At 69.4% G+C, this 25,124-nt stretch carries 20 protein-coding genes; 11 read left to right on the top strand and 9 right to left on the bottom strand.

The window, feature by feature from the left end; genetic code table 11:
- Window positions 1–9: 9 nt before the first annotated feature.
- Both G6O69_RS17625 and G6O69_RS17620 read right to left on the bottom strand, forming a co-directional pair.
- Window positions 10–633, bottom strand: a complete 624-nt coding sequence (locus tag G6O69_RS17625; protein WP_172301966.1) for an IS630 family transposase — start codon at window positions 631–633, stop codon at window positions 10–12.
- Complete coding sequence (locus tag G6O69_RS17620) at window positions 581–964, bottom strand: hypothetical protein (RefSeq protein ID WP_172301967.1); 384 nt, start codon at window positions 962–964, stop codon at window positions 581–583. Before G6O69_RS17620 ends, G6O69_RS17625 begins: the two co-directional genes overlap by 53 nt.
- A 245-nt stretch (window positions 965–1,209) precedes the next feature.
- Between G6O69_RS17620 and G6O69_RS17615 the strand changes: the two genes are divergently transcribed.
- Entirely contained in the window at window positions 1,210–3,054 is a 1,845-nt protein-coding gene (locus G6O69_RS17615) for a carboxypeptidase regulatory-like domain-containing protein (protein WP_172304662.1), read from the top strand.
- A gap of 214 nt (window positions 3,055–3,268) precedes the next feature.
- Window positions 3,269–4,648 (top strand): hypothetical protein, encoded by a 1,380-nt coding sequence (locus G6O69_RS17610; protein ID WP_172304661.1) that lies wholly within the window; start codon window positions 3,269–3,271, stop codon window positions 4,646–4,648.
- Between the two features lie 25 nt (window positions 4,649–4,673).
- On the opposite strand, the gene G6O69_RS17605 is transcribed toward G6O69_RS17610, so the two are convergent.
- Entirely contained in the window at window positions 4,674–5,456 is a 783-nt protein-coding gene (locus G6O69_RS17605; RefSeq protein WP_176396917.1) for a hypothetical protein, read from the bottom strand.
- 2 nt (window positions 5,457–5,458) lie between these two features.
- Entirely contained in the window at window positions 5,459–5,908 is a 450-nt protein-coding gene (locus G6O69_RS17600) for a hypothetical protein (protein WP_172304659.1), read from the bottom strand.
- A 277-nt stretch (window positions 5,909–6,185) separates the two neighbouring features.
- Between G6O69_RS17600 and G6O69_RS17595 the strand changes: the two genes are divergently transcribed.
- Window positions 6,186–6,836, top strand: a complete 651-nt coding sequence (locus G6O69_RS17595) for an RNA polymerase sigma factor (RefSeq protein ID WP_176396916.1) — start codon at window positions 6,186–6,188, stop codon at window positions 6,834–6,836.
- 22 nt (window positions 6,837–6,858) lie between these two features.
- On the opposite strand, the gene G6O69_RS17590 is transcribed toward G6O69_RS17595, so the two are convergent.
- Window positions 6,859–8,046, bottom strand: coding sequence for a tetratricopeptide repeat protein (locus G6O69_RS17590; RefSeq protein WP_172304657.1), 1,188 nt, complete (start codon window positions 8,044–8,046; stop codon window positions 6,859–6,861).
- A 192-nt stretch (window positions 8,047–8,238) separates the two neighbouring features.
- Between G6O69_RS17590 and G6O69_RS17585 the strand changes: the two genes are divergently transcribed.
- The 4 genes from G6O69_RS17585 to G6O69_RS17570 all read left to right on the top strand — a co-directional run bounded on the left by G6O69_RS17585 (window position 8,239) and on the right by G6O69_RS17570 (window position 13,143).
- The gene (locus tag G6O69_RS17585; RefSeq protein ID WP_217909860.1) at window positions 8,239–8,853 is read left to right on the top strand and encodes a hypothetical protein; all 615 of its coding nucleotides are present in this window, start codon (window positions 8,239–8,241) and stop codon (window positions 8,851–8,853) included.
- Between the two features lie 267 nt (window positions 8,854–9,120).
- A complete protein-coding gene (locus G6O69_RS17580) occupies window positions 9,121–10,719 on the top strand; it encodes an IS1182 family transposase (RefSeq protein ID WP_172302407.1) in 1,599 nt (532 codons plus the stop codon).
- A gap of 57 nt (window positions 10,720–10,776) precedes the next feature.
- Complete coding sequence (locus G6O69_RS17575; protein ID WP_172304655.1) at window positions 10,777–11,958, top strand: acyl-CoA dehydrogenase family protein; 1,182 nt, start codon at window positions 10,777–10,779, stop codon at window positions 11,956–11,958.
- Between the two features lie 33 nt (window positions 11,959–11,991).
- Complete coding sequence (locus G6O69_RS17570) at window positions 11,992–13,143, top strand: acyl-CoA dehydrogenase family protein (protein WP_172304654.1); 1,152 nt, start codon at window positions 11,992–11,994, stop codon at window positions 13,141–13,143.
- Window positions 13,144–13,246: 103 nt separating this feature from the next.
- Here the strand turns inward: G6O69_RS17570 and G6O69_RS17565 are convergent, their stop codons facing one another.
- Window positions 13,247–14,359, bottom strand: coding sequence for a hypothetical protein (locus G6O69_RS17565; protein WP_172304653.1), 1,113 nt, complete (start codon window positions 14,357–14,359; stop codon window positions 13,247–13,249).
- A gap of 307 nt (window positions 14,360–14,666) precedes the next feature.
- Between G6O69_RS17565 and G6O69_RS17560 the strand changes: the two genes are divergently transcribed.
- From G6O69_RS17560 to G6O69_RS17550, 3 genes are read left to right on the top strand one after another with little or no spacing between them, the layout of a single operon-like run.
- Window positions 14,667–15,959 (top strand): DUF1552 domain-containing protein, encoded by a 1,293-nt coding sequence (locus tag G6O69_RS17560; RefSeq protein WP_172304652.1) that lies wholly within the window; start codon window positions 14,667–14,669, stop codon window positions 15,957–15,959.
- A 14-nt stretch (window positions 15,960–15,973) separates the two neighbouring features.
- The gene (locus G6O69_RS17555) at window positions 15,974–18,385 is read left to right on the top strand and encodes a DUF1592 domain-containing protein (RefSeq protein WP_172304651.1); all 2,412 of its coding nucleotides are present in this window, start codon (window positions 15,974–15,976) and stop codon (window positions 18,383–18,385) included.
- 11 nt (window positions 18,386–18,396) lie between these two features.
- On the top strand, window positions 18,397–19,392 hold the full coding sequence (locus tag G6O69_RS17550; protein WP_172304650.1) for a hypothetical protein: 996 nt from the start codon (window positions 18,397–18,399) through the stop codon (window positions 19,390–19,392).
- 57 nt (window positions 19,393–19,449) lie between these two features.
- Here the strand turns inward: G6O69_RS17550 and G6O69_RS17545 are convergent, their stop codons facing one another.
- From G6O69_RS17545 to G6O69_RS17535, 3 genes are read right to left on the bottom strand one after another with little or no spacing between them, the layout of a single operon-like run.
- Window positions 19,450–20,631, bottom strand: a complete 1,182-nt coding sequence (locus G6O69_RS17545) for an SMP-30/gluconolactonase/LRE family protein (RefSeq protein ID WP_176396915.1) — start codon at window positions 20,629–20,631, stop codon at window positions 19,450–19,452.
- Window positions 20,632–20,672: 41 nt separating this feature from the next.
- A complete protein-coding gene (locus G6O69_RS17540; RefSeq protein WP_172304648.1) occupies window positions 20,673–23,456 on the bottom strand; it encodes a protein kinase in 2,784 nt (927 codons plus the stop codon).
- 11 nt (window positions 23,457–23,467) lie between these two features.
- Window positions 23,468–24,313, bottom strand: coding sequence for a sulfite exporter TauE/SafE family protein (locus G6O69_RS17535; RefSeq protein ID WP_172304647.1), 846 nt, complete (start codon window positions 24,311–24,313; stop codon window positions 23,468–23,470).
- Between the two features lie 55 nt (window positions 24,314–24,368).
- Here G6O69_RS17535 and G6O69_RS17530 point away from each other — a divergent pair, with 55 nt between their 5' ends.
- Entirely contained in the window at window positions 24,369–25,109 is a 741-nt protein-coding gene (locus G6O69_RS17530) for a metallophosphoesterase (protein WP_172304646.1), read from the top strand.
- Window positions 25,110–25,124: the final 15 nt, after the last annotated feature.

The raw sequence follows: 25,124 nt of genomic DNA, 5'->3' as shown, positions 1-25,124 counted from the left end.
GGATCAGAATCACGGAAGGCGATATCCACAGTACTTGAGCCAGCCGAGTGCGTCCGAGGCTCGGATCCGACGCAGGGACCTACGCATCGCCTTCTTGAGCTCGCTGACGGTCGTGGGCATCGCTCGGCGTATCCAAGCTTTGACCTTCGCCCAAGCGGCCTCGATCGGGTTGAAGTCGGGACTGTACCGGGGCAAGCGGACGACCTTCGCACCCCTCTCGAGCACCGCAGCCACGACCTCTGCATTCTTGTGCATGTTGATGTTATCCCAGCAAACGATGTCGCCCGGCTCGAGCGTGGGGGCCAGGCGCTGTCGGACGAAGCGCAGAAAGTCAGCGGTCTTGACCCCGCCATCGGTCGTCATCAAGGCGCTGATGCCGTCGACGCGTAAGGCCGCGATCATCGAGACGTGGCGACCGCGGGAATAGGGCTCGTGCGGTCCGTAGAGCGGCTCGCCGCGTGGGGACCAGCCCCGGCGCGGACCAATCCCTGGATGCGTGCCCGATTCGTCCACGAAGACGAGACGTCCGATGTCGAGTCGCCGCTGTCGCAACCGAAACTGGGCGCGCTCCTCGGCGACGTCAGGTCGGTCCCGCTGGGGAGCGTAGGGAGTTTTTTTTGAAGCTGAGGCCAAGTTGGTGAAGCGCCCGGAGGATCGTCGAGCGATGGACCCGGTTCTTGGGAAATCGTCGATTGAAGCGCGCCGAGAGGTGGTAGGAGCCGAGGTAGGGGTCCTTCTCCATCTCGCCACGAATCCACAGGAGGTGGCGCTCCTTCAACTTGGGCGTCCGGCCAGGTGGACTCTTCGGCACCAAGCTCTCGCCTTGGCGCAGCTTCCGCGAGATGCGTTCGACGGTGGTGACCGAGACGGAGAAGCGCTCGGCGATGAGGGGCTGACTTTCTTCGCCAGCTTCGATGGCTTCGGCGATCCGGGTGCGGAGGTCGACGGAGATTGGCGTCGTCACCCGGCCAGTAGATCACCATGGGGACTCGATGTCGATCACCCTTCCGGTCCTCTGGATCGTACACTAGTGTGCGCGGCAGAGGACTTGAAGGGTCCCAGGCGCCGGACCGCCGGTCGCTGACGAGGCGCGAGGAGGGAGTTTGTCGGGCACAAATGACTGACGAGCAACGAAGTCAGCGGCCGGTGCTCCAAGCCTGGGGCCCTTCAAGTCCTCTGCCGCGCACACTAGCTGCTACCCTGAGCGACATGCAAGCTCGCGCCGGCGCCCGCCTCCTGATCGTCACCGCGGGCCTCTCCTCGGCCCTCGCCCTCGCCTGGTGGCTGCTCTCGCCAGACTCGAGCGCGCCTTCCCCCGACGCGGGTGAAGCACAGCAGCCCAGCCAAGCCAGCGCCGTCAGCGGGCACATCTTCGACGAGGACGGCCAGCCCGTCGCCAACGCCCAGGTCTGCGCCTGGCCCTCGATTGTCAGAAACCTCAGCTACCTCGACGAGCTGCCGAGCTGCACGACCAGCGCGACAGACGGTAGCTACCGGTTGCAGCCGCCGTGGCCCGGCCCAGCCACGATCAACGCCGGCGCGCCGAGCTTCTCCCCCGGCTCATGGACCGAGCGCGTGGGCGAGCAGCACCTCGAGGACGTCCACTTCCACCCAGGCGAGATCAAAGAAGACGTCGACCTCGTCTTGAAGAGAGGGGGCAGCGCCTTGCGTGGCCATGTCCGAGACGTCTACGGCGAGCCCATCGCAGGCGCGGTGGTCTCGGGCTCGCGGGTCGCCGGAGCTCACCCGCGCCACGTGGTCACCAGCCAAGCCGACGGCAGCTTCGAGCTGTGGCTGGCTCCGGGCAAGGCCGCGGTCGAGGTCCACGCAGACGGCCACGTCATGAGGATCTCCAGCTTCACGAGCCCCGGCACCGACGCCGAGATCGCCATGCTGCCCGGCTCGACGATCTCGGGCGTCGTCGTGGACGCCGACAGCGGCCTGCCCCTCGACGGGGCCGAGGTCCACGTCCACGCCACCCTGGGACTGTTCAGCGCCGACAGCGTTCGCGGATGGAGCGACGCCAATGGTCACTTCGAACTCTCGGGGCTCCCCCCGGGGAGCTATCGGCTGAGCGCGCTCGATGACACTCACGGCATCGAGACCGCGCTGCGGACCAGCCTCGGGTTCGCGCAGAGTCGAGACGTCGGAGAGCTCGAGCTCCCGGCGACGCACGTGGTCCGCGGAAGGGTCGAGATCGGAGCGTCGCGCGAGCCCTGCCGCCGTGGCTGGGTCTGGGTCGGGAGCGAAGACGGCCACGGCGCCAGCTTCATCGACGACCGCGGTCAGGTCGAGCTCCGCGGCCTCCCGAGCGGCGAGTACCGCGTTCGTCTCAGCTGTGAGGGCTTCGTCGCGCGCGACGACTACGACAAACTCAGCGTCGGCGAGCACGACGTCGAAGGCCTGGTCTGGCCCGTCGACGCCGGCCTCGCGATCAGCGGGCAAGTCGTCGATCACGCCGACACTCCCCTTCCCGGCGTGGTCTTGCGGGCGAGCCCGAGCGACGAAAATCTCTCCCCAGTCCGCACGCGGGAGACGAGCGCCCCCTCCGATGAGCGCGGCCACTTCGAGCTTCGTGGGCTCTCGCCAGGCATCTATGCGCTCACCCCCGACGCCGGCGCCGATCGATCGGCGACGACCCCCACTCGCGCCGTGCTCGAGCGCGACTCGCTCACGGGGCTTCGCGTCGAAGTCGAACCCGAGCAGCCCCCGCCAGCGCCCGAGCCCCCCAAGAAGCCCGCGCACATCAACGGCCGCGTGCTCGACTCGCGAGCCGAGCCAGCCGCGGACGCTCTGATCTTCGCCCTTCCCCGCGACCGAGGACCCGTGAACTGGGGAGACCTGTACCACGGCTTCGAGCAGGCGCCAGCGACCAGCGGCGCGGACGGTCACTTCACCGTGAGCGGCCTACGACGTGGAGACTACGGGCTACGCGTCTTTTGCCGCGGTGGCAGCATCGCGGTGCTCGATTCGGTGACAGCCAACGCCAAAGACGTGGTCCTCGAGTGTGACCGCTTCGAGCGATTCGACGAATTCGGCGAGCTCGAAAATTGACGCATTTCGAGACGCGTCTCGAAGCACATATTTTCAATTCACAGGTCGCATCGCTGTCCCGGTGAGGCACACGACAAAAGTGACGCCGACCATGGCGCACTCGCGCACGGCCCACGAGCAATACGAGTATCGGCGCACACAGGCCTGCGTACGTCCGTGGTTGCCCCACCAATGACTGCTAGGCTCCTGCGAGCTTCGGCGACACGAGCCTGTCATGCGTACCCCCAAGTCCCCCACTGGGTCCCTCTCTCTCCACCTGATCCCCCCCTTGCTCTGCTCGAGCCTCGCCTGTTCCCCCTCTCAGGCAAACGAGGATGATACGAGCGATACGAGCGATACGAGCGATACGAGCGATACGAGCGATACGAGCACCACGAACGAGGACGAACTCGGCAGCGAAGACGACGGCAGCAGCGAGAGCGACTCCACCAGCGACTCCAGCGCAGACGACCCCAGCGACAGCAGCACCGACACCGACTCCGAGTCCGAATCCGAGTCCAGCGACACCGGCGACACCGACGACTCCCTGTTCACGATCCGCTACACCAACACCACCAGCGACACCCTGACCGTGTGGCTGGAGGGATCGCAGCCGCCCTGCTCCGCGGCCCAGGCCCTCGCCTGCGACACCCGCCCCGGCGGCGACCCGTGGCTCCCCGCCGACTACGCCGATCACTGGGCCCAGCTCGAGGCCGATGGCGTGTTCGAGGCCTCGGGCACGCGCTTCATGCTCTACGAGGGCAACGAGGCCCTGACCCAGCTGCCGGTCTCCAACCACACGGATCTCCAGCCCGGCCAGACCCTGCGCATCACCCCGCCGATCGTCGACGACCTGCCGCAGTGGTACTGGGCTGGCGACGGCCAAGCTGTCACCGCGGGGGTCAAGGCCTGGGTGACCAAGGCCGGCGTCGAGATGCCCGCCTCGGAGCAGACCCTGCTCTACGAGTACAACCTGACCGGCGCCGAGCTGTGGTGGGATCTGAGCGCCGTCGACGGCCTCAACGCCAACGCGACCATGGCCTACGCGGGGCCCGGCTGCGGCGACGCCGACTGTAGCTGCGACGCGCCCATGCCCAGGGTCTGCATGACCAAGGTCGAGCCCTACGACAGCAGCGAGGGCGGCAACGACGGCTGCCCCTACATCATCAACTACAGCGGCGCCGACACCTGCCCAAACCCCAAGTTCTACGCCGAGATCGACGAGCAGGCGGACAAGCCGGCCTGGGTCGTGCCCAGCGCTGCGTTCACGACCGACGCCGTGTCCAGCGACTACGCCGACGTCTGGCTCGCGGCGGGCAGCCCGAGCGGCGCGCAGATGGCCTCCGCGCCCAGCGGCGACGCCACCGTCAAGCCGGCCTACCACATCTGGTGGTCGACGAACCCCGTGGCCCAGGGCTGGCTCGACTACCTACAAAACAACGACGCCGGCTCCTGCAACGCCTACGGCTGGGCCTACGACGAGAAGAAGTGGGCGCCCGGCGACAGCTTCGACGAGTACGGCAACCCGCCCAACAACACCGGCGTCACCGCCAACGTCCGCTGCGACTTCTCCCCGAACACCTACCTCGACATCGAGCTGCTCACCGTGATGTAGCCGCTCGCTGGATTCACGGGGCGCGTCAGCCGTGGCTCGGGCGCGGCTCGACGGGCGGGGGCGCCGGCGCGGGCTCGATGTCCTCCGGCGCGGGCGGAGGCGTGTCGGCCGGGGCGAAGCGCCGCGAGGGATCTCCGGCGAGCAGCTCGTCGAGCTTGTCCGCGTCCATGCCCGTGATCTCGTAGTACTGCCCCATGTAGCGGTCCTGCACGTCCTCGATCAGCGCCCAGCGCTCCTCCTCGGACGCGCCCTCGTCGACGAGACGACGGATCTCGTCCTTGAACTCCTTGTTGGTGTCGTGCATGAGCGCCTCGGCGTTCTCGCGCTGCTCGGCGCTCAGCGGGGCCTCGACCAGCTCCTCGACCTCGGGCCAGCGCTGGGTCTCGAGCACCTTGAAGCCGAAGTAGGTCAGCTCGTGGACCTCGGCCACGGTCACGCCCTCCTGGCGCGCCTGGGCCTCGGCGAAGGCCGCGTTGTAGGCCATGAAGGCGTCGATGGTCGCCCGAAAGGCGACCTCGCCGGGTCGCTCCGCGCCCTCCTCGAGCGCCTTGGCGTAGGCCTCGTCCTTGATCCGCCCGATGTCCTGCGGCGCCGAGGGCTCGACCACCGTGGCCGGCTTCATGTCCGGAGGCGGCGGGGTCGAGGGTCGATCGGGGTTGAGCAGGGCCTCGCGCGCCCGCGGCTCGGCCCTGACCTGCGCCTCGTCCTCCCCCTTGGAGTGATCGGGCCACATCGACCAAACGAAGCCCCCCGCCACGAGGACGAGGGTCGCCGCCATCCACGGCCAGCGTTTTTGCATGACCGCCATGCTCACCAGCAGGGGCTGGCGATCGATACTTTCTTACCTTGGCAGCTCGAGAACTTGCGAATCCAGCAGTCGCTGTTGCAGTCGAACAGGATGTTGTAGTTGCAAGAATTCGAGCTGCTCGCGTAATTTGGCGTCCCGTACTTGCTGTTGGCCTGCTGGCCGCAGCTATCGAGCTGCGCCTTGTCCTTTGCGTGGTTCCAGTCGTACCACTGGCCATCGGGGACGGAGGCCGAATTCGCGCCGGTATAGCAGTAGCGCTTATTCGTGAATCCGTCGTAGTCCTGATCTGTCTGAACAGTGTTCCAATCGGTCAGGCAAGCGACGCGGTGGTACGCGAGCCCGATGAACAGGTTATCGCGGTAATACTCGACGTAGTTGGCCGAGTTTGCTTCGGCCGCGAAGCCGACGCTCAACATGGCGGCGAGGGAGGAGACGATGACTAACTTACGCATATCCGACTTTGTTCTTCCAACGTATCAGCGTTGTCACTATAAGGGCTGAAGCCCCGTTCGTGTCAACAATATCGTTTAATTTTTTACGCCGTATGTTCGATGACTGGAACTACACGATCGCACTGGTCTCGAGACCATTGCGTGGCCAAGAGAACACGCCTGCAAACGAATCACCGCGTGATCGCGCTTGCCTACCCGGCACTCGGCGACGCACTGGCGCTCTCGCTAGCCCCTATCGCCGTGGACAAGGCCAGGGTGCTTCGATAGGTTCACAGCGATGGGGTCCAGCAGCGATGCCACTCCCGTGGATGCGCTGGGCACCGCCAAGCCAGGGGAGCACGCGGAGGACAGCGCCTACGCCGAGGATCTGGCCCTCGCGCGCGCCGTCGCCGAGGGGGACGCGCGCGCGTGCGAGACCTATGCGCGCAGGCTCTTGCCTACCGTCCGCCGGGTCTCGCGGGGGCTGCTCCGGCGCAGCGACGATGCAAACGACGCTGCACAGGTCTCGCTCATCGAGCTGCTCCGCTCGGCCTCGAACTACGCGGGACGCGGGCCGCTCGAGGGCTGGGCCAGGCGCATCGCCACGCGCTCGACCCTGCGCTGGATGAACAAGCAAAAGCGGACGCAAGAGCGCCAGCTGGCCCAAGCGCAAGTCGCGGATCTCGAGGCCCACGCGCGGGGCAGTGAGCTGCGCACCGAGCTCCTGGATCGCCTGCCTCGCCCCCTCGAGGACTACCTGCGTCAGCTCTCCGAGCCGCAGCGCGTCGCGGTCCTGCTGCGCTTCGCCATGGGCCACACCATCCCGGAGATCGCCGAGCTCACCAGCACGCCCGTGCCCACGGTGAAGTCGCGGATCAAGAAGGGACAAGAGGAGCTGTCCCGGCTGGTCCGCCGCGACCTCAAGCTCGGCGTCCCCCGGGCCGAGTGAGCGTCTCGCGCTCAGCCTCCGCTCAGCCTCCGCGCAGGGCGTCGGCGTAGGCGCTGTTCGGGTAGTCGCGGAGGAAGGCCTCGGCCTCGGCCTCCGCCTTGGCGTCCCTGCCGAGGGCACGCAGCGCGCGGATCTTGCCGTGGCGCGCCTCCTCGGCCAGCGCCCCGCCGCGCTCGAGGTAGCGATCGAAGTGCCGCAGCGCCCTGCCCGGATCATCGAGGGGTCCGAGGTAGAGCTGCGCGAGTGACACGAGCGCGGCCCGGGCTTTTGGCGCGCTCGGGTAGGCGCGCACGAGCGCCTCGTAGCTCGCCGCCGCGGCCTCGAAGTCCTTGGCCGCGCGCTGGCTGCGAGCGCGGGCGAGCAGCTCGTCGGCGCTCGGGGTGGGCGCGGCCGCCTGTCCGGGCGATGGCTTGGCCTGCTTCGGCGCTCGCTCGGAGCCAGCGCCCGAGTCCTCCACCGCCGCCGCGTCGACGGCCGGATCCGCGGCCGGATCAGCGACCGGCGTCTCGCTGCTCGCGGACTCCCCGGCCGCCAGCGCCCGCGCCTCGCCGTCGGCTCCGGTCAGCGTCACGCTCCCCTCGTCCACGGACACCGACCAGCGCTCGGCGTGGAGCTCGGCGACGAACACCGAGCCCGCCACGGAGGTCTGCACGCGAGCGCCCGCGAGCTGAAGGGTCATGGACGCCTCGGCCTCGACCTGCGCGCGCCCATCGAGGAGCTCGAGGTCTCCGTCACCCTCGAAGCGCGCGCGGGAGCCCGGCGCGAGGCAGGCACGGGCGCCGCGACGCTCGCCGCAGCGCTCGACCTGCCCCGCGCCGACGACCCCTTCTGCCGGCGTGCCCTCGGGCTCGAGCCGCCACCTCGCCTGGGCCGGCGCGCTCGTCTGGGCGTCCGTGGCCGCAGCCGTGGCCGTGGCCGTGGCATCCGCGAGCTCGCTCGAGTCGCGCGGCACGAACCACAGGGCGAGAGCGGCCGCCGCCGCGAGCAGCCCCCCCGCCGCGATCCAGGGCGCCCGACGAGCGCGACGCGGGGCCAGCCGTGTCACCTTGGCGCCGTCGAGGTAGGCCTCGACCGCCGCCGAGATCAGCGCCTCGTCGTCCGCCTCGCTGGTTGGGCAGGAGGCGTCCTCCACGTCGGCGTGCTGACGAAGCGCAGCGAGGACGGCCGCCTCGACCCCGTCGCCCGCACTCTCGTTCGCGTCCGTGGACATCACACAACCTGCGTGGGCGGGAGAGACTCGAAACGGACGAACAAAAGTACCTTTGCGAAGTCGCTCGTTAGGTAGGCTACACTAGCTGACCACGGTGAACCCCATCACGATCACCGAGCAACTCCCTGCGCACCACTCCCCATGGCTAAAATCCTCGCAGTACGCCCGATACGGCGATGTTTGGGGCCCGTGATGGCGACCTCGGTGCGCACCTCCTTGGTGGCCGCGTGCATCTGCGGGCCCGCCTGTATCCAAGTCCACCAGCTTGGGCAGATCGACGAGGGCGAGACGGACGAGGTTGGTGCGCTCGACGAAAGCGCACAAGACGCGACCGGCGGCGAGGACTGGCCCGAGACCGGCGACACCGAGAGCGGCGACTCCGAGACCAGCGGCACCGAGACCAGCGACACCGAGAGCGGCGACTCCGAGGCCGACGACGGCGACTCCGAGACCAGCGGCACCGAGACCGACGACACCGAGACCAGCGACACCGACGGACCCACGCCCGCGTCCTGCGGTGTCATCGACCTCGGCGGAGATCCGGGCGTCGAGGTCGAGCTCTCGCTGATGACCCAGTGGGAGGATGGCTCGTGCTGGGAGGTCAGCCTCACCAACGTCTCCCCCGACAACCTGATCTGGACCCGGGACCTGCGCTTCGGCGGGGAGCTCGAGACCTACTGGAACGCCGAGGGCGAGGCGCTCAACGTGACGGACTGGCGCTTTGGCGGCACGGCCAGCGCGAGCAACATCTTGATCTTGTCTGGTGAGACCGTGGGCTTTGGTTGCTGCATGACTTGTATGCCCTAGAGCGGCAATCAGTTTGGAGGCGCGCTCTCAGGTGCGTCTGGGCGGTCTCGTGGCGAGGAGCGAGGCCGAAGCTGTGGTGGACCCACTGCGAGCGCCGAGCGACAAAGACCACGGGGCCGCCCAGATGTGCCTGAGGGTGTGAATCCAAACTGATTGCCGCTCTAGAGCGGCGATCAGTTTGAATTGTTAATAGATTCCGATCGCTTAGCGGCGCGGTTCGACAACGTCTGGCGGTCGTGATCCCGTAGGCCTCGCACGAGGCCACGCATGACGCTCCCCCGCTGGAACCCTCCCGTCACTCTGTCTCCCCGCGAAGCCCGCATCCGCAAGCGCGTCGGCAAGAAGCGCAAGCTGTTTGGCTTCCTGTGTGACCACCGGCTCGAGCTGTTCGACGACGACTTCCAAGCCGAACTCGAGCAGATGTACCGCGACACCGGAGCCGGGAAGAACCCGATGCCGCCCGCACTGCTCGCCATGGCCCTACTGCTTCAGGGCTACTCCAACGCGTCGGACTCGGAGGCCGTCGAACTCGCCGCCTGTGATGCTCGATGGCAGCTGGTCCTCGGCTGCCTTGGTTGCGATGACCCGCCGTTTTCCCAGGGCTCGCTGTTCAACTTCCGCGAGCGGCTCATCGCTCACGACATGGACCGCAAGCTGCTCGAGCGCACTCGGGAGCTCGCCAAGCGAACTGGCGCCTTCGACTTCAAGAAGCTGCCCAAGAAGCTCGACGTCGCCGTGGACTCGAGCCCGCTTCGAGGTGCGGGTCGGGTCGAGGACACCTTCAACCTCCTCGCTCACGCGGCGTGGAAGGTCGTGCTGTGCGTCGCCGAGCTACGCGCTCGACCGGCGGAGCTGCTCGTCGACGAGCTCGGCATCCCGCTGCTCGCGGAGCCGAGCATCAAGAAGGCGCTCGATATCGACTGGTCCAACCCTGCGGCCAAGAGCGCGGCGTTGAACCGTTTGCTCGGACAGATTGAGACGCTCGAACAGTGGGTCGAGACGAACCTGTCGAGCGAGAGCAGCAAGCCTCCGTTGCAAGACCAGCTCGCGCTACTCGAGCAGCTACGTGGACAGGATCTCGAGCCCGACCCCGACCGCGGAGGCCAGCGCATCAAGCGGGGCGTGGCGAAAGACCGGCGTGTGTCCGTCGAGGACCCCGACATGCGTCACGGTCGCAAGACCAAGACGAAGTCCTTCAACGGATACAAGCGCCACGTCGTCGTCAGTCTTCACACCAAGCTCATCCTCGCTGTGACGGTGGCTCCGGCGAACCAGCCGGAGAAAGACAGCCTCCCCACGCTCGTCGACCGAGTCGAACATCTGGGCCTCGAACTCGCGAGCCTGCACTTCGACCGGGGCTACATCGAGAGCTCGGACGTCCCCGAACTCGTGGCCAGCGGCGTCGAGGTCATCTGCAAGCCATGGCGGCAGTCCAACGGCGACAAATTCGCCAAGACCGACTTCAGCCTCGACTTCGTCAGCCAGACGGTGACCTGCCCAGGGGGACAGACCCAACCCATGCTCCTCGGCGAGAGCGCCCGCTTCGAGGCTGATGTCTGCAACGCCTGCGAGCTCAAGCCCAAGTGCACGACCTCGGACCGGGGCCGAGGCCTCCGAATCGCCGCCAACGAGCCGTTGCAAGCGAAACTACGGGTCCTCCAACGAGCACCGCGCGGACGCGCGCGACTGCGACAGCGCGTCGTCGTCGAGCATACGCTCGCTCATGTCGGCCAGCGCCAAGGCAACCGAGCTCGCTACCTCGGCATACGCAAGAATGAGTACGACTCCACGCGAGCGGCAGTGCTCGTCAATCTGCAGGTCATCCAGCATGAGCTGGAGTGCCCGAAGCTGGCAAATGCGGCGTAGCTCACCGAATTCAAACTGGTCGCCGCTCTAGCAGCCCAGTGCGTTACCCTGCGGGCCATGGAGCTCTCCTTCAGCCCCGAGGAACAACGATTCCGGGCAGAAGTCCGCGCATGGATCGCGGACGCCGTGCCCGAAGACCTCGCCACCGTCGCTCGGGGCTCGGGTCGCTTCAGCCACGCCCAGGTGATGCAGTGGCACAAGATCCTCCACACCAAGGGCTGGGCCGCGCCCCACTGGCCCAAGCAATTTGGCGGCCCCGGCTTCTCCCCCGCCGAGCGCTTCATCTTCCAAGAAGAGGTCGAGCTGTCCGGCATGCCCCACCTGAGCCCCTTTGGCCTGGTGATGGTCGGCCCGCTGATCCAGCGCTTCGGCAGCGACGCCCAGCGCGAGCGCTACCTGCCCAAGATCCTCGCCGGCGAGGAGATCTGGTGCCAGGGCTATTCGGAGCCCAACGCCGGCAGCGACCTCGCCAGCTTGCGCTGCTCGGCCGAGGACAAGGGCGACCACTTCCTCGTCAACGGGCAGAAGACCTGGACCACCTACGCCCAGTACGCCGACTGGATCTTCTGCCTCGTGCGCACGAGCAGCGAGGGCAAGAAGCAGGCGGGGATCTCCTTTTTGCTGATCGACATGAAGTCCGAGGGCCTCGAGGCCAAGCCGATGCTGACCCTCGGCCACAGCCCGGCCTTTTGCGACACCTACTTCACCAACGTGAAGGTGCCCAAGGAGAACCTGCTCGGGCCGCTCGACGGCGGCTGGACCCTGGCCAAGGCCCTGCTCGGTCACGAGCGCAACCTCGTGGGCAGCCCCGGCATCGTCGAGCGTTGGCTGCGGCTGGCCAAGGACATCGCCCAGGCCCAGGACCGCGGCGACGGGACCTCGGTCTACGACGACCCCCACTGGCGCCAGCGCTTCGTCGACATCGAGCTGCGCCTGCGCGGGCTGAAGATGGCCAACTATCGCGCCCTCGCCGAGGTCCAAAAGGGCCGCCACCCCGGGGCCGAGAGCTCGATCCTCAAGATCGTCGGCACCGAGCTGATCCAGACGGCCGGCGAGCTGTGCATGGAGGTCATGGGCCACGACAGCCTCGCCTGGCACCCCGAGCCCGGCATCGTGCCCGACAACGAGAGCGGCGTGGGTCCGACCTTTTGCTACGACCGCGCCGCGACCATCTACGCTGGCTCCAACGAGATCCAGCGCAACATCATCGCCAAGCACATCCTCCAGCTTCCCTCCTGACCCCGGCAGAGATCACTCGAGAGCAGAACCACCATGGATTTCGATCTCAGCGAAGACCAACAACTGCTGCGCAAGACCGTCTCGGACTTTCGCAAGTCCCGTTCGGACATCGAGCGCTTCCGCAAGCTGCGCGACGACGCGGCCGGGCGGGGCTGGAGCCCCGAGCTGTGGGCCGAGATGGGCGAGCTCGGCTGGCTCGGCGTGTGCTTCCCCGAGGAGGCCGGCGGCCTCGGCCAGGGCTTCCTCGAGGCCGCGCTGATCCTCGAGGAGCTCGGCAAGAACCTCGTCCCCGAGCCCTTCTTGGCCTCGGTGATCCTCGGCGGCTACGCGCTGAGCCTCGCCGGTGACGAGGGCCAGCACGAGCGCTTCTTGGCCCCGGCGCTCGAGGGCGAGACCAGCCTCGCGCTGGCCTGGGCCGAAGCCCACAGCCGCTTCGATCCGACGCGCGTCGCCTGTGAGGCGCGCGCCTGCGCGGGCGGCTTCACCCTCCACGGCGACAAGCGCTTCGTGCTCAACGCCCACGCGGCGGACACCATCGTGGTCTCGGCGAACACCCCAGACGGGCTGGCGCTCTTCGCCCTGCCCAGCGACGCCGAGGGCCTCGCGCGCACGCCCTTCCAGATGATCGATGGCCACCGCGCCGCGCACCTGAAGCTCGAGGGGGTGAAGGTCGGGGCGGATCAGCAGCTGAAGGCCCGGCCTGCCGCCGAGGTGCTCGCGCGCACGCTCGACTACGGCGCGGCCGCGAGCGTGGCCGAGGGCCTGGGCGTGGCCGCGCGCATGCTCGAGATGACCACCGAATACCTCGACACGCGCGAGCAGTTCGGCCGGAAGATCGGCAGCTTTCAGGCGCTTCAGCACCGCGCGGTCGACATGTTCATCGAGGTCGAGCTGCTGCGCTCGCTCTCGATCGAGGTGATGATCCGCGCTGATGAGGGCGGGGCCGGGGACGAGGACGAGGACGGCGAGCGGCAGGCCGCGATCTCGGCGGCCAAGGTCCAGCTCGGGCGCGGCGGCCAGTTCGTCAGCCGCCAGGCCGTGCAGCTCCACGGGGGGATCGGGGTCACGGACGAGGCCGACATCGGGCTCTACTTCAAGCGCATGCAGGCGCTCTCGGCGATCTGCGGGGACGCGATGTTCCACGCGCAGCGCTACGCTGGCCGTCGAGACGCCAGCGCGGCCTGATCCACGCGCAGCAGCGCAGCAGCGCAGCAGCGCAGCGAGCCCGAGCCAGGCGTCGAAGCATCGCCGGCTCGGGCTCGCCTGCGTCTGCGTCACGCGGGTCCCGTCAAAATTCGTACTCCAGCCCCACGCGGAGCTCCCCACCCGCCGGCCAGGGCGCCAGCACGCTGCGCGGCTCCCCGGACGCCTCGACGTCGACGCGCACGTTTCGAAGCCAGGCGGTCGCGCTGGCGCCGACGAGCACGGCCAGGCCCGCGTGAACGTGGAGCACGAGGTCGCCACGGACGCCCAAGCCCACGCGTAGATCCCTGCCTCCGCGCAGCGAGGGCGCGCTCCCCGAGCGCGGCTGCCAGCCGATCCACTCGCCCGTGCCCACGGCCAGCACGCGACCAGAGACGACCCGCTTTGGATCGAAGGCGTAGCCGAGCGCGAAGGACAGGGGGACCCGCTGGACGCGAAGCGGGCTGGTCTCGTCGCGGGCCTCGCTGGTGACCCAGCCCGCCGAGAGCCCGAGGGCGAGGCGCGAGCGCAGGCGAAGCCCGAGCTCCAGGCCCGCGCCGCTTTGCCAGGGGGCACTCGCGGCCAAGGTCGCGCCGAGATAGGTCAGCCCGAGACGAACATGCACGACCTGCTCCGCGGAGGGATCGCCCGCGTCGAGATCGGGCTCGGGTGAGGACTCGGGGTCAGCGTCAGACTCGGAGTCGGGCTCGGGCTCGGGCTCGGGCTCGGGCTCGGGACCCGCGTCGACGCTGCGCATGCCGCTGGGCGCCCCCGCGCGCAGGGACTCCGCGGCGCCGCGAACGATCACCGCGAGCTGCTCGGCGAGCTCGTCCGAGCCCGCGGCGCTCGGGATGTCGCGGACATAGCCGAGGTCCGTGCCCGGGGGGATCACGAAGAGCTGCACGGTCTCGGCATCGAGCCGCACCAGCCAAAACACCGCCCGACCGCGGCGCTGCGCTCCCAGGCTCCGCGCCCAGTCGAGCTGCACGAACACGTTTTGAGCGGGCCGCGAGCTCACGTGGATCTCGATGCCGAGGTCGACCAGGTTGGAGGCGAGCACCGGCTCGAGGGTCTCGGGATCGAGCTCGGGCCACTCGCCGACGAGGGCGAAGGCGATGTCCTCGACGCCCGAGGCCTCGGCCTCGTCACTGGAGGTCTCGGTCGCGGAGGCCGGGGGCGCGGGGCTCAGGACCGAGGTGCAGAGCAGGAGGCTGAGCATTCAACTCGACCTATCGAGTATCGGGAGCCGGCTACCAGGGGTCAAGCGAGCGCCACGACCTTCGGCGACGCCCACATGCACTCGCGGTGAGCACCGCGACACAACCATCAAGACCACAAATTACGGTGTCGCGCGGCCTCTCGGTGACTGTTCCAGCAAAAACGACAATGTCGGGCCCCCGGGCGTCGAGCAGGCTCCTCGATGCGGAAACTTTCATCCGATCGAAACGCGGGGCCGCACCACTTGGGTGCACTGCATGTGCCCCACCCCCAAGCGCTCCCCCCGCGAGGGAGCTCGAGGCCCAACCATGCACTCCACACACCGCCGTCACTTTCTCAAGCTCGCGGGCGCCGGGCTCGTCGCCGCGCCCTTTGTCAACCTGCTACGAACTCGGCGCGCCCGCGCAGCCGATGGCGTCGCCAAGCGGTTGATCATCTTCTTCTCGCCCAACGGCATCGTGCACTCGCACTGGCGGCCCACGGGCGGCGGGTCGGACTTCGCCTTCCCAGCGGGCGGCATCCTCGAGCCCCTCGCTGGCCATCAGGACAATTTGATCGTCATGGACGGCCTGAACTTCTTTCAGGCCGACAACCACGAGGGCGGGATGGCGGCCATGCTGACCTGCAAGGGTGACGCGGGCTCCGTCGGCGGCGGCGCGTCCATCGATCAGTACATCGCGGCCCAGCTCAACAGCGCGACCAAGTTCAAGTCCCTCGAGCTCGGGATCAAGACCAGCGACTGGGGCGGCTCCACGCAGACGCGGATCTCCTACAGCGCGGCGGGGCAGTTCATGACCCCCGACGACGACCCCCAAAACGTCTACGACCGCATGTTCGGCGACCTGCTCGGCGGCGACGAGGAGGCCGCCAAGCTCCGCGCCCGCCGCCAGCGCGTGGTGGATCTGCTCAACGACGAGACAAAGTCGCTGCGCAACGAGCTCGGGAGCGAGGAGCGCTACAAGCTCGACGCCCACCTCGAGGCCCTGGCCTCCGTCGAGCAAGGCCTCCAGGCCAGCGGCAGCTGCGACGCGCCGATCGCCCCGGACGCGGTCAGCCTGTCCCTCGACACCTCGATCCCCGCGATCGCCCAGGCGCAGATCGACCTGGCCGTCACCGGCCTGTCCTGCGGGCTGACCAACGTGGCGAGCATCCAGCTCTCGCACACCGTCAGCCCCGCGGTGTTCTCGTGGGTCGACGGGGTCAACGAGGCCCACCACTCGCTCTCGCACATCGACGACAGCAACGTCGAGGGCGTCGCCCAGTTCGCCGCCTGCGAGCGCTGGAGCGCCGAGCAGTTCGCCTACCTCCTCGACCAGCTCGCGGCCCTGCCCGAGCCCGACGGCGAGGGCACGATGCTCGACAACTCCGTGGTCCTGTGGGCCAAGGAGATGGGCGACTCGCGGGCCCACGTGTGCACAGACGTGCCCTTCGTGCTCGCCGGTGGCGGCGGCGGCTACTTCCAGACCGGGCAATACCTGAGCTTCGACGGCGAGCCCCACAACAAGCTGATGGTGTCGATCTGCCACGCCATGGGCCTGACAAACGAGACCTTTGGCGAAGCCAGCTTTGGCACCGGGCCGCTCGAGGGCCTGGCCAGCTAGGAAGGGAGACCGACATGACCCGCATGACGAACGATCTCACGAAGCCCCTGGCGGCGGCCTTGCTGCTCGGCACGCTGAGCTTTGCGGTGGGCTGCGCCAACGATGGCAGCGCCGACGAAGGCGGCGAGTGCCCCTCCGACGAGGCCTTCTTCGACGAGCAGGTCTGGCAGCCGATCGCCTCGATGAGCTGCTACAGCTGTCACAACGTCGAGGGCGCGGCCAAGGACTCGCGCATGGTCCTGCTCGGCCCCGACGAGGCCGACGCGGTCACCACGAACATGGCGACCATGGCCGCCATGGCCCAAGAGGACGTCGACGGGACGTCCCTGCTGCTGCTCAAGCCCACCTCCACCCATCCCGACGGCCACGGCGGCGGCATGGTGTTCGGCACCGACTCGGATCAGTACGCGGTGTTCGAGGAGTTCGTGGCCCGCGCCCGCGGGACCTTCGAGTGCGAAGACGAGGCCGAGTCGGGCGGCGACGCCGGCGAGCTGGTCTGCGGCGAGGACGAGCTCGCCGAGCTCGGCGTCCGGGGCATCCGCCGGCTCTCGCACATCGAGTACGACAACTCCGTGAGCGACCTCGTCGAGGTCAGCGGCGAGCTCGCCGAGCAAGGCACGAGCTTCGCCTCGGACAACGTGATCAACGGCTTCACCAAGAACGCCAGCGTGCTCACGGTCTCCAGCCTGCTCGCGGACCAGTACCGCCAGGCCGCGGAGGCCCTGGCGGATCACGTGGTCGATAATCAAGTCGAGTACCTCGGCTGTGATCCGGCCGAGGGCGAAGCCTGCGCGGAGTCCTTCGTGCGCGCGTTCGGGACCAGGGCCTTCCGCCGACCGATCACCGACAGCGAGGTCGCGCGCTACATGGACCTCTTCATCGACATCGACGCCGAGGACGGCTTCGACGAGGGCCTGCGCTGGACGGTGTCCGCGCTGCTCCAGTCGCCCAACTTCCTCTACCGCACCGAGCTCGGGGTCGACGCGGGCGACGGGAGCTACGCCCTGACCGCCCACGAGGTCGCGGCCGAGCTCTCCTACCTGATCCTCGGGACCACCCCCGACGACGAGCTCGTGGCCCTCGCCGAGAGCGGTGAGATCCTCGAGCCGGCGGTGCTCGAGGCCCAGGCCGAGCGCCTGCTCGCCGATCCGCGCAGCGAGCAGACCCTGCTGCGCTTCGTCGACGAGTGGCTGAACATCACCTTGCTATCGAGCGTGACCCGGGATCCCGACCTCTACCCCGAGTTCTCGGCGGAGATCCGCGCGGACATGCTCGGCGAGATCCACCGCGTGGCCTCCGAGGTGTTCTACGCCGGGGGCAGCCTCGCCGACCTGATGACGGTCGACTTCACCTACGTCACCGCCGAGCTCGCGGCCTTCTACGGCGTGCCCGCCCCGGACAACGTCGACGCCGAAGGCTTCGGCCGCGTCGAGCTCGACGGGGTCACCTACGGCGGCCTGCTCACCCAGGGCGCCCTCAACGCGACCCACGCCAAGCCCACGACCTCGTCCCCGATCCACCGCGGGGTCATGGTCCGCGAGCGCCTGCTGTGTCAGGAGCTCCCGCCGCCGCCGGCCTCCCTCGACACCTCGCCGCCGCCGGTCGATCCCTCGCTCAGCACGCGCGAGCGCTACGAGCAGCACTCGAGCGACCCGGCCTGCGCGGGCTGCCACGAGTTGATCGACGGCATCGGCTTTGGCCTCGAGCACTACGACGCGATCGGCCGCTTCCGCGACTACGACGGCGAGCACCCCGTGGACGCGGCCGGCGAGATCGTGCGCAGCCAGGACATCGACGGGACCTTCGAGGGCGCGGCCCAGCTCCAAGACATCCTCGCCGCGGGCGAAGAGGTTCAATCCTGCTACGTGCAGATGTGGGCCGAGTACTCGCTCGGGGCCGAGCTCGAGGGCGAGCTCGAGTGCGTGGGCGACTCGCTGCGCGAGCGCTTCGCCGCCAGCGAGGGTCGCCTCGACGTGCTCGTCGACGCCCTCGTGACCTCGCCTCACTTCCTGCGCCGCCGCGCCGATGATGGCGCGTCCTCGGGCTCCGGCGACGAGGGCGACGAGGGCGAGAGCGAGGACACCGGGACCTCGACGGACGAAGGCGGCGAGACCGAGGGCGGCGAGGACACCAGCGACGAGGGTGACGAGGGCAGCGAGGGCCCGTCGATGACCGATGGCATCGAGATCGAGATCATGGTCGACTCGATGTGGGGCCAAGGCGAGTGCGACACCGTCCACGTCTACAACGTCACCGACGCGCCGATCTCCTGGGAGGTCAGCATCGAGCTGCCAGGGACCCTGGCGAACTACTGGAACGCGGTCGCCAGCGTCGACGCCGAGCTCACCACCTTCGTGGGCGAGTCCCACAACTCGACCGTCGAGGCCCAGGGCACCGTCTCCTTCGGCTACTGCGTCGACTACTGAGGCCGCGCGAGATGGACACGATTCGTCACAGGACAATTCTCGCCGGGCTCGCGCTCGCCGTGGCGCTCGCGCCTGCGGCCTGCGCCGAGCCCAGCGAGGACGAAGGCGGGCTCACCGACGGGACCTCCGACGGGACCTCGAGCCTCGACGACGAGGCCGGCGACGGGAGCTCGGAGAGCACCGACACGAGCGAGGACGGGGCCGAGAGCGCGGGCGAGAGCTCGGACTCGACGACCGGCTCCGAGACAGACACGGACACGCAGACCGAGACCAGCGAGGGCGAGAGCGAGGGCAGCGGCACCGGCCTCGATCCCGAGCTGATCTTGTTCGAGGAGGACTTCGAGCTCGCCTCGGTGGACACCATGCCCGAGGACTGGGACAGCTTCGTCGCCTGGCAGGTCAACGCCGCCAACACCCCGGGCAGCGACAACTTCGCCCTCGTCGACGCCACCCGCCCCCACGCCGGCGCGCAGTCGCTGCACGTCGTCGGCGGGGCCAACCCCGCCATGCTGACCCGCCCGCTCCCGGACGGGACCACCAGGATCTACGTCCGCGCCTACGTGTGGCTCACGGGCAAGCTCGGCCAAAACCCCGGCAACAACCACGAGACCCTGCTGGGGATCCGCGGCACGCCCGGCCAGGCCAGCGACGAGGTCCGCTTTGGCGAGATCAAGGGCGTGATCGGGACCAACGAGGTCCCCAGCGACGACATCTCGCCAACCCAAGAGCAGTGGGGCCTGGGTCCGGAGATCAGCGCCGGCGAGTGGCACTGCATCGAGGTCGCCTTCGTCGCCGACGACGGCCCCCACCGCGTCGAGGCCTGGCGCGACGGCGAGTCCGTCCACGTCGTCGACGATCCCTCGCAGTGGAACAACAAGGTGCTCGGCACGGACTTCCTCGACGGCAAGTTCACCGAGTTCATCCTCGGCTGGCATAGCTTCAGCAACTACGCCAACGAGGTGTGGTTCGACGACGTGGTCGTCGCGCTCGAGCGCGTCGGCTGCTGAGACCCTCGCCGCTCCCCATCGGCACCCCGGCTCCCACGCCGACGGCCCAGAGCGTCGTCAGTAGGGGAAGCCGGGGACGCCGAGCTCGACCGCGTACACGCCAGCTTGGTTGAGCGTGGTCGCGTAGAGGGTGGTGCCATCGGGGCCGCCAAAGGCCAGGTTGGTGACGTTGGCCAGGCTCAGGCTCCCGTAGACCTGCTCGTCGGGGGTCACGACCATCACCTGGCCGTTCGCGGCGAAGTAGAGGTTGCCCGCGCAGTCCTTGGCCGTGCCGTCGAAGCCACCGCCGGCGACGCTGTCGACCTGGCCGCCCGCGCCCACCGAGCCGTCGGCCGCGAGGGCGTAGGCGAACAGCCCCTCGGTCCCCCCGACATAGATCTTGGCCTCGTCGAGGGAGAGCACGACGCCGTTGGGCTTGGCGACCTCCTCGGCGAAGGCCACCGCCGCGTCCGCCCCCGGGAGCACGTAGTAGGCCCGCTCCGCCGCCTGCGGGGCGGGGCTGGGCGCCTGCCAGTCGGGATCGGTGAAGTACAAGACCCCGGCGCTGCTGATCACCAGGTCGTTTGGCGAGTTGAAGCGCGCGCCCTCGTACTCGGAGATCCAAACCTGGGGCGCCGCGTCGAGCTCGTCGATGGCGTAGGTCGAGACGCTGCCGTCCTCGTGGCGCGCGGCGACGAGCTGGCCCTGGTCGTCGACCGCCAGGCCGTTGCTGCCCGCGGTGGCGAGGACCTCGACGAGGGCGTCGCCCTCGAGCCGGAGGATCCGGGCCTTGGGCGGCGGACCGCCGCCCGCGATATGCGACACGTGCAGCGCGCCGTCGATCCACACCGGGCCCTCGAGGATCTCGAAGCCCTCGGCGTAGCCGTCCTCGGGCGGCGAGGCGACGAGTTCAAAGGCGAGGCCGTCGAGGCTCGGGACCTGGCCATCGAGGCCCTCGGGACACAGCGCGGGCGGGTCTTCACCCGTGCTCGCTTCGCTCTCGCTCTCGTCCGACTCGCTGCTCTGAGCGCTCTCGCTCTCGTCCGACTCGCTGCTCTCGCTGTCCCCGGCGCTGGTGTCCTCCGTGCTCGAGCCCGCCTCCGACGAGCCCGAGCTCTCCTCGCTGCCGACGCTCTCGGTCTGCGTCTCGCCCTCGCCCTCGTCCGCGTCGCCGCCTGGCTGCTCGCCGCACGCGAGGACCAAGCTCGAGCTCATGGTCATGATCAAAAGTCCGCTCTTCGTCGCGCGCGTCGTGGCCACGCCGCATCCTACATGAGGCCGCAGCACTCCACCGCGGGCTCCTAGTCCCTAGCCTCGACCACGGCCCGCGCCGCCGCGGCCTGCTCATCATCCCCCGCCGCCTCGAAGCCCTCCGCCGCCTCTCCAGCCAACACCCGCGCCCGCTCGGGCGCCTCGTCGATCAGCGCCCGCGCCAAGCTCAGCCGCGCCTCCGCCAGCGCCTGCGTCGAAGACCTGCCCTCGCCCTCGGCCAGCAGCCCGATCCCCCGCTCGAGCTCGGCGATCCCTCGCTCGCGCTCCCCCGCCTCGAGCAGCGCCTCGCCATGGTCGCGGGCGGTGATCCCCAGGCGCGGATCCCCAGGCTCGAGCTTGTCCGCGAAGATCCCCCGCGCGCGCTCGAAGTAGGCCAGGGCCTGCGCGTGCTCACCGAGCTTGGAGTGGGTCTCCCCCAGGTTCACGCAGGTCTCCCCGACATCGACGGCCCCCTCGCCCAAGGTCCGCTCGCGGATCCCCAAGATCCGCTCGCGCAGACCCAGGGCCTCGCGACTCTCGCCGCGCTGGTCGAGCATCCAGGCGATGTGCGCGAGGACGTCGGCGATCCGCGGCGAGTTGGGTGAGCGCGCCTCGTAGATCTCGAGGGCCCGGCGGTAGTTGGCCAGCGCCGCCTCGCTCTCGCCGCTGCGGCGCTGGAGCACGGCGATGTTCGTGAGCACGGGGGCGAGGTCGACGTGATCCTCGCCCACGCTCTCGACGATCGCCGCTCGAGCGCGCTCGTAGTAGGCCAGGGCCTGGGCGTCGTCGCCGAGGTGGCGATAGATGATCCCGATGTTGCTCAGCAGGCCATAGACCTCCGGCGAGCGATCCCCCAGGCTCTCCTCGCGCAGCGCGAGGGCCTCGAGGTCGTCGGCGAGGGCCGCGTCGAACGCCCGGCGCTGGCGATGGATGATCCCCCGGACCTGAAGCAGGCCGGCGCGCAGCCGCGTGACCTGGGGGTCCTCGGTCCCCGGCGGGCTGATCCGGGTGAGCAGAGCCATGCCCACCCGGTTCCAGCGCAGCGCCGCGTCGGTCTCGTTCATCTCGACCTTGGCCTGGGCGATCTTGTGGACCACCGCCGCAGCGAGCACATCGTCCCCGCCGGCGATGGCGTCGAGGAAGGTCTGCTCGCCCAGCTCGCTGGCGGCCTGGAACTCGCCGCGTCGGCGCAGCTCGTGGACCATGCGATCCTCGATCGCCGCGCGCAGCGGCAGCCAGTCCAGGCCCTCGGCCTCGACCTCCGCCAGCAGGGCCTCGAGCTCCCCGAGCCCCTCGCTTCGCCACACTCGCCTGCGCATCACATCGATCGCCACGGCCTGATCCGCGGGCGGGCGGGGGCGCCGGCGCAGGGCCTCCTCGTGGGCGCAGCCGGCCGGCGGGCGCAAGCTCGCGACCTCGCGCACGAGATCGTCGAGGGCCTCGGGCGTGGCCTCGGGCAGCGCCGCGCTCACGCGCTCGAGCGGACCCAGGCGCTCGTCGAGGCACTCGCGGGTGAGCTCCGCCAGCGCAAAGTCGCGCTGATCGTCGACCTCGTACTCGACGCAATTGCGGACCGCGAGCTCGCGCCACTGCCCCGCGAGCTCGCCCATGCGCGCGTCGACCCGCGCCCAGCCCTGGGCGGCGCCGGGCAGCCGCGTCGCCATGAACGCCGCCTCGACCTGCTCGCGGCGCTGCCCCGACCACAGCCCATCTGCGGCCTCGCCCACCACCTCGCAGTCCTCGATCGCCGCGAGCCGCTCGACCCGCTGCGCGCCAAAGACGACGCCGAGCAGGGCCGCGCCCGCGCCCACGCCCAGCATGATCCGCCGCCGGCGCGTGGGGTCGCGCTCGAGCGCGTCGAGCATCGCCGCCATGCTCGGCCAGCGATCCTCGGGGTCCGGCTGGAGCCCGCGCACGATCGCCTTGTGGATCCACCGTGGCGCCCGCAAGCCCCGCGGCGGCGGGCGCAGCTCGCCCCGAGACACGGCCGTGATCAGCTCGCTGATCGAGCTCGCCTCGAAGGGCCGCTGACCATAAAAGGCCTCGTAGAGCGCGACGGCGAAGCTGAATTGATCGCTGCGCGCGTCGACGTCTCGGTTGGCGAATTGCTCCGGCGACATATAGGCCGGCGTGCCCATCAGCGCGCCGGTCTGGGTCAGCGGGCTGGTCAGCAGCTGGCGCTCCGCCGTCGAGCTCAGGCCCTCGGTGGGCGCAAGCTCGCGCGGCGTCGCCGAGTCCTCGCCCTCCACCGCCCGGGCCAGGCCAAAGTCCATCACCCGCACCCGCCCGTCGTCGCCGATCATCACGTTGTCGGGCTTGAAGTCGCGGTGGACGAGCCCGGCCTCGTGGGCCGCCGCGAGCCCCCGCCCGGCGGCCCCGAACACGCGCAGGATGTCGCGCCACCACCGTGGCCCCCGCCCCTCTCCCTGACCGCGCTCGTGCCGGGCCCAGATGCTGAGCTCGTGACCCTTGACGAACTCCATGGCCACGAAGAGCTGATCCCCATGCATGCCCACGTCGTAGACCGCGACCACGTTGGGGTGGTCGAGCTTGGCCAGGGCCTGGGCCTCGCGCTGTAGCCGAGCCCGCGCCGCCGCCGGATCGTCGCCGCGCGGCTTGAGCAGCTTGAGCGCCACCTTGCGATCCAGCTCGGGATCGTAGGCCGCCAGGACCACGCCCATGGCCCCGGCGCCGAGGCGCGAGAGCACCACGTAGCGGCCGATCAGCGCGCCCTGTGCGATCGACCCCGCGATCGCAGGCTTGGCCATGACCATCGAACCCGCCGCGGTCGCGTCGAGCTCGATGCTCTCGCGCATGACGCCATCTTCGGACACCCGCGACGATGCTACCCCAAGCGCGCGGCGATCATCGGCCAGAGCATCAGCCCACCGGCGATGATCACCATGACCAAGACGAACCAGCGCACGACCGCGCTGCCCTTGGCCAGCTGCCAGCGCGCCCCCAGCCAGCCTCCAGCCATGTTCCCGGCCGCCAGCACCCCCGCGGGGATCCACGCGATCTGTCCCGCGAACGCGAACACCGGCAGGGCGATCAACGTATAGCCGAGCATCAGCGTGACCTTCACGGAATTCGCCTTGACCAGGTCGTAGCCCAGGTGACCGCTCAGTAATGCGATCAGCGGGAAGCCCACACCAGCCTGCAAGAAGCCGCCGTAGACGCCGATCACCCCGGCGAGGGCGTAGGTCAGCGGGACCGGCTCGCGCGCCTCGTCGGGCGGGTTCAAGAAGCGATCGGGCTTGATGATCAGCACCACCGCCCAGACCAGGAGCACCACGCCGATCAGCGGCCGAAAGAGCGCGTCATCGAGGCGCGTCGCCAACAGCGAGCCGACCAGCGCGCCCGCCAACACCGGAGCGATCAGCCGCGCGCTCAAGGCGTGGGCGCGCACGCCCTTGCGGTGAAAGGTCGCCAGCGCGACGCCATTTTGCGCGGCGATCGCAACGCGGATCGAGCCGTTCGCCGTGCCCGCGGGCAGCCCCAGCGCGACCAGCAGCGGGATGCTCAAGAAGCTCCCGCCGCCGGCCATGGAGTTGATCAGCCCCATGAACAACCCGGCGAGCAAGACCAGGCCGACGTCGAGCCAGGGGTTGCCCAGCAAGCTCAGGCCACCGAGATTGGGGGCCACGAAGGTGGCCACGAGCGGTGAAAGTAGCGCGGCCGAGCTGCTCATCGCCCGGACGCTAGCAGCCCCCGCAAAAGCTCGCCACGCCTGCTAAGTTCCGCCCATGCGCTGGATCGTCGGCGATCTCCAAGGCTGCGCTCGCGAGTTCGAGCGCCTGCTCGAGACCATCCACTTCGACCCGGCCCGCGACCAGCTCTTCGCCGCCGGCGACCTGATCAACCGCGGCCCCGACTCCCTCGCCACCCTCCGCCTGTGGCGCGCCGTCGGCGGATTGGGGGTGATCGGCAACCACGAGGTCTACGCCCTGTGCGCGCGCAGTGGGCGATGGCCGCGAAAACACGACACCCTCGACGCCCTCTTCGCGGCCCCCGACGCCGACGAGCTCCTCGCCGAGCTGCGCGCGCTCCCGGCCCTGCGCTTCCTCCCCGGCGAGCCCAAGCGCACCGGAGGCACCCCCGACGTCTGGCTCGTCCACGCCGGCCTCGACCCGCGCTGGTCCGACCTCCACGCCCTCGCCGACGCCCTCGCCGCCCCTCCCCACGACGACGACTGGCTGCTCGGCGAGGACCTCAGCTTCGCCACCCGGGTGCGCTGCTGCACCGCCGAGGGCGAGCGCAGCCGCTTCGATCGCCAGCCCGAAGACTGTCCCCCGCCCTATCGACCCTGGGACGAATTCTACGAAGGCGACGCCCTCGTCGTGCACGGACACTGGGCCTGGCGTGGCCACTACCGCGGGCCGCGGACCCTCGGCCTCGACTCGGGCTGCGTCTACGGCGGGCCGCTCACGGCGTGGTGCATGGAGGAGGACCGCGTCGTGCAGATCCCAAACCAGAGTCAGGGCTGATCCGGCTGATCCGCT

Source organism: Pseudenhygromyxa sp. WMMC2535 (assembly GCF_011083025.2).
This window is presented reverse-complemented; position numbering and strand designations above follow the sequence as displayed.